This is a genomic window from Streptomyces changanensis (assembly GCF_024600715.1).
In the GTDB taxonomy this organism is placed as follows: Bacteria; Actinomycetota; Actinomycetes; order Streptomycetales; family Streptomycetaceae; genus Streptomyces; species Streptomyces changanensis.
In genome coordinates this window covers 1914452-1928429 of the sequence record NZ_CP102332.1, presented here as the reverse complement: position 1 = coordinate 1928429, position 13978 = coordinate 1914452, and the positions used below count along the sequence as shown (strand labels likewise).

The 13978-nt window shown below is 72.1% G+C and carries 11 protein-coding genes; 2 read left to right on the top strand and 9 right to left on the bottom strand.

Annotation, left to right across the window (positions count from 1 at the left end; all coding sequences use genetic code 11):
• Nucleotides 1-104: 104 nt before the first annotated feature.
• The 7 genes from NRO40_RS08635 to NRO40_RS08605 all read right to left on the bottom strand — a co-directional run bounded on the left by NRO40_RS08635 (nucleotide 105) and on the right by NRO40_RS08605 (nucleotide 7795).
• Nucleotides 105-1298, bottom strand: coding sequence for an acyltransferase family protein (locus NRO40_RS08635; protein WP_058942256.1), 1194 nt, complete (start codon nucleotides 1296-1298; stop codon nucleotides 105-107).
• Nucleotides 1295-2326, bottom strand: coding sequence for an alpha/beta hydrolase (locus tag NRO40_RS08630; protein ID WP_058942257.1), 1032 nt, complete (start codon nucleotides 2324-2326; stop codon nucleotides 1295-1297). The genes NRO40_RS08635 and NRO40_RS08630 overlap by 4 nt, the downstream gene beginning before the upstream one ends.
• 283 nt (nucleotides 2327-2609) lie before the next feature.
• Nucleotides 2610-3290, bottom strand: a complete 681-nt coding sequence (locus NRO40_RS08625; protein ID WP_058942258.1) for a response regulator — start codon at nucleotides 3288-3290, stop codon at nucleotides 2610-2612.
• A gap of 19 nt (nucleotides 3291-3309) precedes the next feature.
• Complete coding sequence (locus NRO40_RS08620; RefSeq protein WP_079047061.1) at nucleotides 3310-4686, bottom strand: sensor histidine kinase; 1377 nt, start codon at nucleotides 4684-4686, stop codon at nucleotides 3310-3312.
• 108 nt (nucleotides 4687-4794) lie between these two features.
• Nucleotides 4795-5652: a DUF4429 domain-containing protein gene (locus tag NRO40_RS08615; protein WP_058942259.1), complete on the bottom strand. Its 858-nt coding sequence runs from the start codon at nucleotides 5650-5652 to the stop codon at nucleotides 4795-4797.
• Nucleotides 5653-5743: 91 nt separating this feature from the next.
• Entirely contained in the window at nucleotides 5744-6952 is a 1209-nt protein-coding gene (locus NRO40_RS08610) for an alpha/beta hydrolase (RefSeq protein ID WP_232791067.1), read from the bottom strand.
• Between the two features lie 138 nt (nucleotides 6953-7090).
• Nucleotides 7091-7795 carry a TetR/AcrR family transcriptional regulator gene (locus NRO40_RS08605; RefSeq protein ID WP_058942260.1) on the bottom strand — a complete coding sequence of 235 codons (705 nt, stop codon included), beginning with the start codon at nucleotides 7793-7795 and terminating at the stop codon, nucleotides 7091-7093.
• Nucleotides 7796-7909: 114 nt separating this feature from the next.
• Here NRO40_RS08605 and NRO40_RS08600 point away from each other — a divergent pair, with 114 nt between their 5' ends.
• The gene (locus tag NRO40_RS08600) at nucleotides 7910-9520 is read left to right on the top strand and encodes an MFS transporter (RefSeq protein ID WP_058942261.1); all 1611 of its coding nucleotides are present in this window, start codon (nucleotides 7910-7912) and stop codon (nucleotides 9518-9520) included.
• Between the two features lie 283 nt (nucleotides 9521-9803).
• Nucleotides 9804-10202, top strand: coding sequence for a peptidase inhibitor family I36 protein (locus NRO40_RS08595; RefSeq protein WP_257375363.1), 399 nt, complete (start codon nucleotides 9804-9806; stop codon nucleotides 10200-10202).
• Here NRO40_RS08595 and NRO40_RS08590 read toward each other — a convergent pair.
• Both NRO40_RS08590 and aceE read right to left on the bottom strand, forming a co-directional pair.
• Entirely contained in the window at nucleotides 10183-11052 is an 870-nt protein-coding gene (locus tag NRO40_RS08590; RefSeq protein WP_079047476.1) for a potassium channel family protein, read from the bottom strand. The two genes, NRO40_RS08595 and NRO40_RS08590, sit on opposite strands and share 20 nt — an antisense overlap.
• An 81-nt stretch (nucleotides 11053-11133) precedes the next feature.
• On the bottom strand, nucleotides 11134-13881 hold the full coding sequence (gene aceE / locus NRO40_RS08585) for a pyruvate dehydrogenase (acetyl-transferring), homodimeric type (RefSeq protein WP_058944893.1): 2748 nt from the start codon (nucleotides 13879-13881) through the stop codon (nucleotides 11134-11136).
• Nucleotides 13882-13978: the final 97 nt, after the last annotated feature.

Below are 13978 nucleotides of genomic sequence, written 5' to 3'. Positions count from 1 at the left end.
GGGCGGGCCCGGCCCGGCGGGGGCTGGGTGGGGTCCGGTCGCTGACGTCGTCGCCGACGGCGGCGGGCCCGGCACCGGCTTTGGCCGCCACCCCGTGGGGCGGCTCACGTCAGGCCGAGGGCGAAGGCCGTGAAGCCGGCCGCCAGGACGCCCGCCGCCGCCCGTCCGGCGCGGGTGGCCCGGGTCCAGGGGGATTCGAAGACCCGCGCGTAACGGGCTATGAGGACCAGCAACACGGCGAACAGCGGCATCCACGCCAGCCGCGCGAACATCCAACCGACGGTGTCCGGCGCGGTCGTCAGACCGGGCACCGCCCCGGCGGTCAGCGAGGCGGGCACGGCCGCGGCCAGCATCGCCGTCTGGTGCCAGCAAAGGATGGTCATCGCCGACAGGTTGACCACCACCACCGGCGCCCACAGCGCCGGCCGGCGCAGCAGCGCCCCCAGGCGGTCCTTCAGGAGGATCGCGGCGCCGCTCTGGGCCGCCGCCAGGGCCACGACGAGGAGCGAGGGCGGGTGGGAGTTGGTGCGGTCCTGCCCGGGGACGCCGACCATCGACGCCGGATAGTGGAAGACGGCGATCAGGGTCGCGAACAGCGCAACTCCGCCCAAGAGCAGCACCCACGCCTCCCGCCGGCCGATCCGGTGCTCCGCCCAGGACACCCCGAGCTGGTAGGCGAACAGCCAGCCCGGCAGGAGGTTGACCAGGCTCAGCCACGAGGGCACGGCGTCCCCGTACGGGCCGTACCGGAGGAGGTCCACCACGGCCACCGAGGCGAGCAGCGGCGCGGCGGCCCACGGACCCATGCGGCGGGCGGCCCACACGCAACAGGGCGTGAGTGCCGTGACGGCCGTGTACACGCCCACGAACCACAGCGGCTGGATCACCAGCGTGGCCCCGGTGCGCAGGGTGTCACCGGGCACGCCCAGGGCCGAACCGGCCGCTATCAGCGCCGCCCAGACCGCGGTGACCCCCAGCACGGGCCGCCCGAGCCGGGCGATCCTGCCGCGCAGCCACGCGCCGGTGCCGCCCGGGCGACGACGGTAGGAGAGCACGGACGCGTAGCCACCGACGAGGAAGAAGATGCCGAGCATCTGCAGGACCCAACTGGCGGGTGCGAGGAAGCCGAACGTCGACAGGGGGCTGGCGTTGTGGATCCCCCCGTCGCCGTCGAGGGTGAAACCGCCGAGCAGCCAGTGCCCGGTCGGCACGGCGAGCAGGGCCAGGGCCCGCAGGCCGTCCACGGCGCGGTCGCGGTGGGCGGGCGTGCGGAGCTCGATGCGGTCGACGAGCTTCATGACGCCTCCCCCTGGGCGATGGTGGCGAACGCACGGAGCGAGCTGGTGCCGGGTGCGAAGTAGCCGCTGTGTCCCCGGGCGTCCTCGGCGGGTATCCGTCGGGCGCCGAACGGCTCCGAGGCCGGGTCGTCACCGTGGCCCAGGCCCAGGAACTCGACGTGCGGCACCTTGGAGATCCAGTCGGTGGGGTCCTTGGCGACCCACACCCGCGCCGACGTGCGCAGGTCCCGGACGTTGGCGGCGCGCATCCCGGGCGAACCGAACGCCACCAGGTCCTTCGCCTTCAGCCGCGGTGCGGCCAGCCCGCACACGACGGAGCCGTAGCTGTGGCAGAACAGGGAAGGCGCGGCGGTCCCCGTGGCGGCCAGCCCGTCGGTGAGGCGTGTCAGCCGCTCGGCGCCCGCCTCGGCGAGGGCGCCCGTCGCGGCGTCGAGGCCGACACCGACCGGTGTGGTGTAACCGGCCCAGGCGATGACAGCCGTCCGGCCACCCGTCGCGGCGCGCAGCTGGCGGGCCATCCCGGCGGGGGTGCCGTAGGGGTCGTGGGCCCAGTCGTAGGACCCGGCGTCGATGTCGGAGCCGGGGACCACGACCGCGACGCGGCTGCTGCGCTCCAGGTCTCCGAAGACTTCGGCGACCAGGCCCCGGCCACGGGGGTCGAAGGAGAGTATCCGCCGGTCCGCCAGGTGCGCGTAGCGCGCGTCACGGCTCACCGAGAGGGCGTTGGCCTCGTACCGCAGGGTCGGCGGGACGCCGTCGAGATTGCCCACCACACCCGGGTGGCGTCGTACCAAACGCTGCCGTTCCTCCTCACCGAGGCCGTGGAAGAACGCGGCCACCTCCGCCGGCGCGGCCTGCACCGGATCGGGGAGCGGGCGCCCGAGCGAGGTGTCGGCCCGCCATGCCGAAATGCCGGGCGGCGGACCGGTCATGGGCTGCTGCGCCGACCCGGACGCCCATCCCGCGGTCCCGGCGACGACGGTCGTCGCCAGTGCCGCGGCCACCAGGGTCCTCTTGTAACGACGCATGCCGCCCCCTCGTCCTCTGCTCGTCGGTGTGACGTGAGGAAGGTAGGAAGACGGCACCCGGTCGATCGTCACTCCGCGGAGCCAACTGCGCGGTCATACCGGGGTAGGGGGTGTCCTACGACGCGCCCGCCCCACCGGCGCGTGGCGTGCCGGGGCGGCGAACCGTGCATGCCTCGGCGCGTGGGACCGGCGTCGTCGGACGTACGGCGCCGTCGCCGACGTGGCGGCGCGAGGAGGGGACGCCCCGTCGGAACCCGACGAGGCGCCCCGGTGGGCGACTGCGCTAGGCCGCGTCCCCGGGAGTGACGAGCGCCGACTCGTACGCGAACACGACGGCCTGGGCGCGGTCGCGCAGCCCGAGCTTGGCCAGGACCCGGCCGATGTGTGTCTTCACCGTCTGCTCCGCGAGGACCAGATGCGCCGCGATCTCCTGGTTCGACAGGCCGCGCGCGACGAGTTCGAGGACTTCCGTCTCCCGCGGCGTCAGCCCGTTCAGCCTGACCGACCGCTCCTTGCGCGGAGCGGGACGCTGGGCGGCGAAGTCCTCGATCAGCCGCCGGGTCACCGACGGGGCCAGCAGCGCCTCACCGGCTGCCACGACCCGTACCGCGGAGATCAGGTCCGCCGGCGGCGCGTCCTTCAGCAGGAAGCCGGAGGCGCCGGCGCGCAGCGCCTCGTACACGTAGTCGTCCACGTCGAAGGTGGTCAGCATGAGGACCTTCGGCCGGTGCGTCACCCCGGGCGGCGGGTTGAGCAGTTCGCGCGCCGCGGCGAGTCCGTCCATCTCCGGCATCCGCACGTCCATGAGCACCACGTCCGGGTGTGTGGAGCGGCCCACCGCGACACCGGCCCGACCGTCGGGCGCCTCGCCCACCACGTCGATGTCGGGCTGCGCCGACAGCAGCGCGGCGAACCCCGCCCGCACCATGGCCTGGTCGTCGACGATGATCACGCGGATGGTCACGGAGGTCCCTTCTGGCCGTTCAGGGCAGCGGTGCGACGAGCGGCAGCCGTGCCGCCACCCGGAATCCGCCGTCCGGCAGCGGCCCGGTGTCGAGCCGCCCGCCGGTCAACCGTACGCGCTCCCGCATGCCGACCAGGCCGTGCCCCGTGCCGGACGTCTCGAGGGGGGAAACCGGCTCCGTGGGCGGGCCGTTGACCACCAGCACGATCAACCATTCCAGGTTCGGGGACCGGGAGATCGACACTCGGGTCCGCGCACCCGGCGCGTGCCGCACCACGTTCGCCAGCGCCTCCTGCACTATCCGGTACGCCGACAGGTCCACGGCCTGCGGGACGGGTCCCACATCCGCGGCCAGCGTCAGCTCCACGGGCAGCCCGGTGCGTATCGTCGCCTCGATCAGCTGCTGCACCCGGTCGATGCCCGGCTGCGGAGCCCGCTCGCCCTCGGCGTTCTCGCTGCGCAGCACCGCCAGCAGCCGCCGCATCTCGGTCAGGGACTCCCGTGCGGACGCCGCGATCGAGGAGAACTCCTCCCGCGCCGCGTCCGGCAGCCCCTGGATCCGGTAGGGCGCGGAGTCCGCCTGCACGGTGATCACGGACATGTGGTGGGCCACGACGTCGTGCAGTTCCCGGGCGATGCGCGTCCGCTCCTCCAGCAGCGTCCTGCGGGAACGCTCCGCCTCACTGATGGTCTCCTGCTCCTCGAGCCGCCGCTGCGCCACCCCGTGCTCGCGAAGCATGCCGGTGATGAGCAGGACGGCGCCGCTGAGGACGAACATGATCAGGTGGATGACGTCACCGCGGTTCTCGGTGAACAGGGCGAAGCCGAAGCCGACCGCACCCGTCACGAGCCACACCCCGACCAGGGTCCGCCGCTGTTCGCGCAGGCCCACGGCGAGCATCAGCGCGAGATAGCCGACGACGACCATCGGTGTCCACGGCCACGGGCGGTTCGGCGGGAGCTCCGCGTGGAGCGTCGCGACGGCGGCCACCACGTCGGCGGCGAAGACGATCCACCACGCCTGGAGGGGGCGGGAGACCGCCATGAGCAGCGGCGCCGTCTGCGCGGTGGCCAGCAGGCCGGCGATGCCGCCGTTCACGTCGTAGTCGTTGATGAGGACGACGACCGTCACAGGCAGCAGCGCCGCGACGAAGGCGAGGGCGACGACGTACGGGACGAGCCGCACCCAACGCGACGAGGCCTGCCCAAGCAGCGGCGCCCCCGGCTCCGTGGGCGTCGCCAGGGCGGCGCCGAGCGCCCGTGACACTTCCCGTGAGAAGTCCCGCGCGCGGACCAGGGCCGATACGGGGCCGCCGGACGGCGGCCCGGCCGCGCGCCCGACGTGGGCGGGCCGCGGGCCCTGCGGCGGCGAGGGGGGTGGGGTGGAGGCGCTCATGGTCCTGCCAGCCTAGGCAGGGGCCGTTCGGCGGGGCGTCATACCAGGGAGCCAGTTCACGACCTCATACCCCGGTATGACATCACCGCCGATCCACCCGCCCTCCGGCTACAGCTCCGCCAGCAGTTCGGCCTTCTTCGCCGAGAACTCCTCGTCCGTCACGAGGCCTGCCTGATGCAGCTCGCCGAGGTGTCTGATGCGGTCCGCGATGTCCGCCGGGTCGCGCCGCCCGCCCACACGGACCGGCACCGGTACCGCGCCGTTCGTGGTCCGCACGGCCTGGAGGACGGCGGCGGCGAACGGCAGCGACTCGTGCACCAGCCCATACCCGAGGCCGAAGACGACCGCTGCCGGGTCTTGGTCGGCCTGCGCGGGGCGCGGCTCGTCACCGCGCCGGACGAGCCGCAGGCAGCCGTCGAGCCCGTCCGGCGACCGCCACTCCACACCGCTGAGGTCGCTGACGGCGAACGTCTGGTCGCCCGCTTTCCACTTGGCGGTCGAGGCGCCCGTCCAGAACCATCGGAACGACACGTTCCGGCCATCGAAGGACGCCTTGCCGTCGTACGCCTTGAAGTGCAGGGGCGGCTCGGGGACGGTCACCAGGAACCGCTCGGCCGGCTCGTCCCGCTCGCGGCCGAGACGGGCGCGCAGCTCGTGCGCGTAGTACTCGGCGAGCGTCTCGCGGTCGGCGGGCAACACCAACCGATAGGGGTCGCAGCCCTCTTTGAGCTGGCCACCGGCCACTTCCATCAACGGATCGGCGCCCACGCGCGGCACGGCGTGGAGCATGACCGTGCCCCGCCTGCCCGGGGCGAGCGTCACCGACGCCAGCGCCTCGTGCGGGATGCGTCTTTCGCGCAGCGTCTGGAAGAGCTTCGGCGCGCGGATCCCCCGTTCGAAGCGGATGAGCACGGCGTCGGGTTCGAACTCCCAGGTGGCATGATTTCCGGCCAGCACATCACCCATGCGCCTCATCGTATGCGGCGTGCGCCCGCGCGTCGCCCCTGGAAGAGAAGCGGAAACGGACTACCGTGTCCGACTTCTACGCGGGTGGGAGTCAGGCGGCGCCGGAGGATTCACTGCGGCAGGCGTCGTCCGCGCCGGCGCAGCTGACGCTTTCGTACGCGCCGACCCCGATCCGCGCGAAGTTGCGCAGGCTCTCCGTACCGGGCAGGAAGTACCCGCCGTGTCCCGCGGCACCGGTGGCGGACAGCAGCCTCGCGCCGAACTCGGGGGCCACCGGGTCGGTGCCGTGCCCCAGCCCGCCGACGTCCAGGTAAGGCACGTCGGCGATCCAGTCGTCGGCGTCCCGCATGGCCCACACCCGGGCCCCGGTGTCGAGCGCGGCGGCGGTCTCGGCCCGCATGCCCGGGCTGCCGGCGACCGCGATGTCGGTCACCCGGCCGGGCAGCCGGCGCGCGGCGAGGCCGCACACCACCGAGCCGTAGCTGTGGCAGAACAGCGAGACCCGCGACGAGCCGGGCAGGGCCTCGGCGAGCGCCACGAGCCGCAGGGCGCCGCTCGCCGCGAGTCGGCCGGTCGCCGCGTCCACGCCGACACCGCTGGGGGCGGTGTAGTCGGCCCACGCGATGACGGCGGTGCGGACGCCGGGCGCCGCCTCGCGTTCGGCGGCGTGGAGCGACTCGGCCATGCCGTACGGAGCCGTGTACCTGCGGGCCGTCCTCTGATACGTCAGCAGATTGGTGTCCACGCCCGGGACGACGACGGAGATCCGCTGCGCGCGCACGAGGTCGCCGAAGACCTCCGCGACCCGGCCCTGTCCCGACGGGTCGAACGCGAGGACCTGCCTGTCCCGGGACAGCAGCGCCTCGAACCGGTGTGCCCTGCGGACGGCCTCGAGGTGCCCTTCGGTCGAGAGGCCCCGGTCACCGACGCGGACGCGCTCGGTGGCGAGGGCGTGGTGGAGCGTGATCCGGTTGGCCCGATAGCGCAGGGCCACCGGCGCTCCGTCGAGGTTCCCCACGATGAGCGGGTGGGCGTCGGCGAGTCGCGTCCGCTGCGCGGGGCGCAGTGCGGCGAAGAACGCCGCGACCGCCGCCGGCGGGGCGGTCGGCTCCGGCAGGGCCCGACCGTCGAGCCGGTCGGTGCGCCACGCTGCCGTCGCGGCGGCCCAGGTGTCTCGGGGCGCGCCGCGCGGGCGCTTGCCGCTGGTCCAGCCGGTCGTCGTGAGGAGGACGAAGACCACCGAGAGGGCGAGGACGGTGCGCCAGCCGGTGAGTCGGTGGAAGGCGAGAGGAGGAGTCACTACGAGACACCCTAGGAGACGAGCAGTGGGGCTCGGAACCCGAGTGACGCAGATCATGGTTCGAAGCGGCGTTTCGGGGAAGGGCTCGTCCTGTTGCTGGTCCGCGTCACGCGGCGGGGGTCGGCCGCTCCGGCGCGGTCACCCGGCGTCCGTCCCCTCCGTGCCGGTGCGCGCCGCCTGTGCGGCGGTTTCACGCCAGTCTCCGGCGAGCGCCGGACCGATGTGGTCGAGGTAGTCCGCGGTCAGGGCGCGCATCGCCTCCAAGGTGGTCTCCCGGCCTTGCACCCACAGCTGTCCCGTCACGCGCATGACGCCGCTGAAGGCGGCGACGGCGACGCGCGGACGGGGGTCGGTGTCGACGTCCAGCCCCTCCCGCTCCGCGATGAGCCGGGCGATGTACTCCTCCATCTCGAAGGAGCGCCGCAGGTGGACGGCGAGCAGCGGCGGCGTCGACTCGATCACCTGGAGCATGCGCAGGTACACCTCGACCGGGACGACCTCCGTGATCGCCTCGCCGATGGTGTCCCACGCCTCGAGGACGGAGTTGCGCAGGGCGTCGAACGGGCCCTCCGTCGCCGGGCGGTCGCGCAGTGCCGCGACGAAGTGCCGCTCCACCATCTGCTGGACGGCGAAGGCGGCGTCCTCCTTGCTGGCGAAGTACCGGAAGAAGGTCCGCTGCGAGACCTCGACGGCGTCGGCGATCTCGTCGACGGTCGTCTGCTCGTACCCCTGGGTGGTGAAGAGTTCCAGTGCGGTGCGCAGCAGGGCGGCGTGGGTGCGCTGCTTCTTCCGCTCGCGCAACCCCGTGGCGGAGCCCGTCCCGGTCGGCTGCTCAACCGTCACTTCATGGTCCTCGTTTCGCCTCTCTCGCAGCTCAGCCTATCTGTGAGCGACGTGACAGTTACCGTCGCGCCAATTGCTTTGTCAATTGTCAGCGACTGACATTAGCCTCGCGGTATGACTGGTCAGACCACCATCCAGAAGTCTCCGCAGAACCCGGAACCCGTGCCCGAACCGGCCAGGGGCCTGCGGGGCCACCCGTGGCTCACGCTGTTCAGTGTCGCCGTCGGTGTGATGATGGTCGCGCTCGACGGCACCATCGTGGCCATCGCCAATCCGGCGATCCAGCGGGACCTCGGCGCGACGCTCGCCGACGTCCAGTGGATCACCAACGGCTATCTGCTCGCCCTCGCCGTGGCCCTGATCACGGCCGGCAAGCTCGGCGACCGCTTCGGCCACCGCCAGACCTTCCTCATAGGCATCGCCGGTTTCGCGGCGTCGTCCGCCGCGATCGGCCTCTCGGACTCGATCGCCCTGGTCATCGGCTTCCGCGTGCTCCAGGGCCTCTTCGGCGCCCTGCTGATGCCCGCCGCCCTCGGTCTGCTCCGCGCCACCTTCCCGGCCGAGAAGCTCAACATGGCCATCGGCATCTGGGGCATGGTCATCGGAGCCTCCACGGCGGGCGGCCCGATCGTCGGCGGTCTCCTCGTCGAGCACGTCAGCTGGCAGTCGGTCTTCTTCATCAACGTGCCGGTCGGTGTGGTCGCACTCGTCCTCGGCTTCGTGATTTTGAAGGACCACCGGGCGGCGAACGCCCCGCGCTCCTTCGACGTCGTGGGCATCGTGCTGCTCTCCGCCGCCATGGCCGCCCTGATCTGGGGCATCATCAAGGCCGGTGAGAGCTGGGGCTGGGGCAGCGGCAAGACGTGGGGCTTCCTGCTCGGCGCGGTGGTCCTCTTCGGGCTCTTCGCCCTCTGGCAGCAGAAGGTGCGCGAGCCGCTCGTTCCCCTCGGCATGTTCCGCTCCGTCCCGCTCTCCGCGGGCGTCGTCCTCATGGTCCTCATGGCCTTCGCCTTCATGGGCGGCCTGTTCTTCGTGACGTTCTACCTCCAGGGCGTCAAGGGCCTCAGCCCGGTCGACAGCGGCCTGCGCCTGCTGCCGCTCACGGCGATGATGATCGTTTCCTCGCCGCTGGCGGGCGCCCTCATCACCAAGTTCGGGCCGCGCATCCCGCTGGTCGGGGGCATGGTCTTCACCGCGGCCTCCATGTTCGGCATGCTCACGCTCACCCCGGACACGGGCACCCTGTCCACGTCCCTGTGGTTCGCCCTGCTCGGCCTCGGCCTCGCCCCGGTCATGGTGGGCGCGACGGAGGTCATCGTGGGCAACGCCCCGATGGAGCTCTCCGGTGTGGCCGGCGGCCTCCAGCAGGCCGCCATGCAGGTCGGCGGTGCCCTCGGCACGGCGGTGCTCGGCGCCGTGATGTCCTCCAAGGTCAACGCCGAGTTCGGGGAGAACTGGAAGGAGGCCGGCATCCCGGTCCCGCCCGCGCCGCAGCTTGAGCAGGCCGCGGAGTTCGGCACCGTCCCGGCCGAGCTCGCCAAGGCGCCGGGGATGACCCCGGACGTGCTGGCCGCGATCACCAAGGTCATCCAGGACACGTTCATGTCCGGCATGGGGCTGGCCTTCACCGTCGCCGGGGTCGTGGCGTTCGTCGCGGCGTTCGTCGCGACGTTGACCAAGCGCGGCGTCAACGCGGACGCCGGCGGGGGCGGCGTCCACATCTGAGGCGACACCGCCGCGCACGCCCCTCGCGTCGTCGGGCGGCAAAGCGATACGTGACGGCGGTGAGGCGTCCTGGGCCCCGGCACATCCGTGCCGGGGCCCACCGCGTGCACCTTCGGCCGTTCCGTCTCCTTCCTCACCGACATCGCCCAAGCGGTGGGGACGGCGCGATCCCCCGTCCGGGTGAATCCGACCGTCAGCCCTTCCCTACCGCCGTCACGCAGAGTCAAGCTATGGCGAGACCGAACACGGAGCGTTACTCGTATGGGGGTAGATCCACATGCGTATGTCCTCTCGGCAGTCCTCTCGACCCTTCTTCACCGTCGCGGCACTCGGGGTGAGCGCGGTGACCATCGCCGCGCTCACCACGTGCGCGCCGCCGGCGGACGCCGCGCCTCCCGCCCTCGGGCCCTGCGACAGCGGGCAGCTGTGCCTGTGGCCCAAGGAGCAGTTCAAGGGCGCGCGGCAGACGCACGAGCTGGCCTCGACCGACGTCGAGAGCTGCGTCGCGCTGCCGGCGGGCACTTCCGCCGGGGCGCTGGCCAACCGCACGGGGCGGCCCGTCACGACGTACCAGTCGGCCACCTGCGCGGAGACGGGCGAATTCGAGACCTATCCCGGCAGCGGTACGTGGGTGCCGCGGTCGCCCTACCAGGTGCGGGCCTTCAAGATCTGGGAGAACTGACTTCGGCGTCCGGGGCGGTCCCGACTCCGGCGTCCGGGACCGGCTCCGGCATGGGACCCGGGCCGCATGGGGTCGGGGCGGGGCCCGGACCGTCACCGTCCGGCCCGCCGGACGGTGAAGCGGGCACACCGGTCGAGAGGCGGGCGACCTCGGCGCGGAGCTCGCGCACCTCCAGGGCCAGCACCTCCAGGAGGGCGTTCCTGCGGCGCTCCTCGGCGTCGTCCCGATCGAAGCGCGAGATGAACCAGGCGGCGATGTTCGCCGTGACCACACCCAGCAGCGCGATGCCCGACAGCATCAGCCCCACCGCCAGCAGCCGGCCGAGCCCGGTGGTCGGGGCGAGGTCGCCGTAGCCCACGGTCGTCATCGTGGTGAACGACCACCACACCGCGTCGCCCAACGTCCGGATGTTCCCACCCGGCGCGTCCCGCTCGACCTGGAGCACCGCGAGAGAGCCGAACATCAGCAATCCGGCGACGGAGCCCGCCACGTACGTCGTCAGCGTGACCTGCGAGGACATCCGGGCCCGCCGGCCCACCAGCAGGAGCGTCGAGACCAGCCGCAGCAGCCGCAGCGGCTGGAGCAGCGGAAGCGCCACCGCCAGGAGGTCCAGCCAGTGATTGCGCACGAAGAGCCAACGCGACCGAGCGAGCCGGAGCCGCACGACGTAGTCGACGGCGAACGCCGCCCACACCACCCACTCCACGCCCATGCACACCGCGTTGACCCACGGCCCCGCGTCCGTGGCGACGATCGACACCGCGTACGCGACACCGAAGGCCACCGCCAGGGCGAGCAGGGGTCCCTGTGTGCGCTGCTCCCACCGGACCTGCGCCGTCGCTTCCTTCATGCCGCGCATAGTAGGCGGCGGCCGGCGGCCCCGGCGTCGTCGCGCCCGGCCCACCGGCCGCCGTACCGTCCGTACCGCCTGCTAGGCGTCGCCGCCCTCCGGGCCCGGGTCGGCCGCCGACACGTCGAGCAGCTGGTAGCGGTCCACCGCCTGCTTCAGCGCCGAGCGGTCCACCTTGCCCTGCCGCGCCAGCTCCGTGAGCACCGCCAGCACGATCGACTGCGCGTCGATGTGGAAGTAGCGGCGGGCCGCGCCACGGGTGTCGGCGAACCCGAAGCCGTCCGCCCCGAGCGAGTTGTACGGGCCGGGCACCCACCGGGAGATCTGGTCGGGGACCGACCGCATCCAGTCCGAGACGGCCACGAACGGCCCCTCGGCGCCCGAGAGCTTCCGCGTCACGAACGGGACGCGGGCCTCCTCCTCCGGGTGCAGGAGGTTGTACTCCTCCGCCTCCACCGCGTCGCGGCGCAGCTCGTTCCACGACGTCGCCGACCACACGTCCGCCCGGACGTTCCACTCCTCGGCGAGGATGCGCTGCGCCTCCACGGCCCACGGCACCGCCACGCCGGACGCCATGATCTGCGCCGGGACGTCCCCGGACTCCCCGGCGCGGAACCGGTGGATGCCCTTGAGGATGCCCTCCACGTCCACGTCGGCCGGCTCCGCCGGGTGCTGAATCGGCTCGTTGTACACGGTCAGGTAGTAGAAGACGTCCTCGCCGTGCGGGTGCTCCTTCGACGAGCCGTACATCCGCCGCAGACCGTCCCGGACGATGTGGGCGATCTCGAAGCCGAACGCCGGGTCGTACGCGACGCACGCCGGGTTCGTCGAGGCCAGGAGCTGGGAGTGACCGTCCGCGTGCTGCAGGCCCTCACCGGTCAGCGTCGTGCGGCCGGCGGTCGCACCGAGGACGAAACCGCGCGCCAGCTGGTCGGCCATCTGCCAGAACTGGTCACCGGTCCGCTGGAAACCGAACATCGAGTAGAAGACGTAGACCGGGATGAGCGGCTCGCCGTGCGTCGCGTAGGCGGAGCCGGCGGCGATCAGCGAGGCGGTGCACCCCGCCTCGGAGATGCCGTCGTGCAGCATCTGACCGGTCGGCGACTCCTTGTACGCGAGCAGCAGCTCCCGGTCGACCGCCTCGTACTGCTGGCCCAGCGGGTTGTAGATCTTGGCGCTCGGGAAGAACGAGTCCATGCCGAAGGTGCGGTACTCGTCCGGCGCGATCAGCACGAACCGCTTGCCGATCTCCTTGTCCCGCATCAGGTCCTTCAGCAGCCGTACGAACGCCATCGTCGTGGCGATGGACTGCTGACCGGACCCCTTCTTCACCGCCGCGTACGTCTTGTCGTCCGGCAGCGCCAACGGCCGCGACCGCACGACACGGGTCGGGACGTACCCGCCCAGCGCCTTGCGGCGGTCGTGCATGTACTGGATCTCCTCCGAGTCGCGCCCCGGGTGGAAGTACGGTGGGAGGCCGGAGTCCAGCCGACTGTCCGGGATCGGCAGGTGCAGCCGGTCGCGGAAGCGCTTGAGGTCGTCCACCGTCAGTTTCTTCATCTGGTGGGTGGCGTTGCGGCCCTCGAAGTTGGGGCCGAGGGTCCAGCCCTTGACCGTCTGCGCCAGGATCACCGTCGGCTGGCCCTTGTGGGCCTTGGCCGCCGCGTACGCCGCGTAGATCTTCCGGTGGTCGTGGCCGCCGCGCCCCAGGTGCAGCAGCTGCTGGTCGCTCATCCCCTCGACCATCGCGCGCAGCCGGTGGTCGTCGCCGAAGAAGTGCTCCCGGATGTAGCCGCCGGTCTCGGTGGCGTACGTCTGGAACTGCCCGTCGGGCGTCGTGTTCATCTTGTTGACCAGGGTCCCGTCCCGGTCCTGCGCCAGCAGCGGGTCCCAGGAGCGGTCCCAGATCAGCTTGATCACGTTCCATCCGGCGCCGCGGAAGACCGACTCCAGCTCCTGGATGATCTTCCCGTTGCCGCGGACCGGGCCGTCCAGGCGCTGCAGGTTGCAGTTGACGACGAAGGTGAGGTTGTCCAGCCCCTCGCGGGCGGCGATGGTGAGCTGGCCCAGCGACTCCGGCTCGTCCATCTCGCCGTCGCCGAGGAACGCCCACACGTGCGACCGCGACGTGTCGGCGATACCGCGCGCCTCCATGTAGCGGTTCATCCGCGCCTGGTAGATCGCGCCCAGCGGGCCGAGGCCCATCGAGACGGTCGGGAACTCCCAGAAGTCCGGCATCAGCCGGGGGTGCGGATACGACGACAGGCCGTTCGGGTACTTCGACCGCTCCTGGCGGAAGCCGTCCAGCTGCGGCTCGCTCAACCGGTCCAGCAGGAACGCCCGGGCGTAGATGCCGGGCGAGGCGTGCCCCTGGAAGAAGATCTGGTCGCCGCCGTCGCCCTCGTCCTTGCCCCGGAAGAAGTGGTTGAAGCCCACGTCGTACAGGGAGGCCGACGAGGCGAAGGTGGCGATGTGCCCGCCGACACCGATGCCGGGGCGCTGCGCGCGGGAGACCATGACGGCCGCGTTCCAGCGCGTGGCGTTGAGGATCCGGCGTTCGATCTCCTCGTTGCCGGGGAAGAACGGCTCGTCCTTGGTGGCGATCGTGTTGACGTAGTCCGAGCTGCGCATCTCGGGCACGGCCACGCGCTTCTCGCGGGCGCGCTCGATGAGGCGGAGCATGAGGTAGCGAGCCCGCTCGCGCCCCCGCTCGTCGACGGCGGCGTCGAGGGAGTCGAGCCATTCCTGGGTCTCTTCCGGATCGAAGTCCGGGACCTGGCTGGGAAGGCCGCCAATGATGATCGGGTTGCGATCGGATCCGGAAGCCACGCTGTTCCTTCGCTGTTCGAGGTGGTCACGGGAGGTGCCGTGAGGACTGGATTGCGGTCGGGATGTCGGCTCTGCGGTCGGCGTCGCCACCATCGTG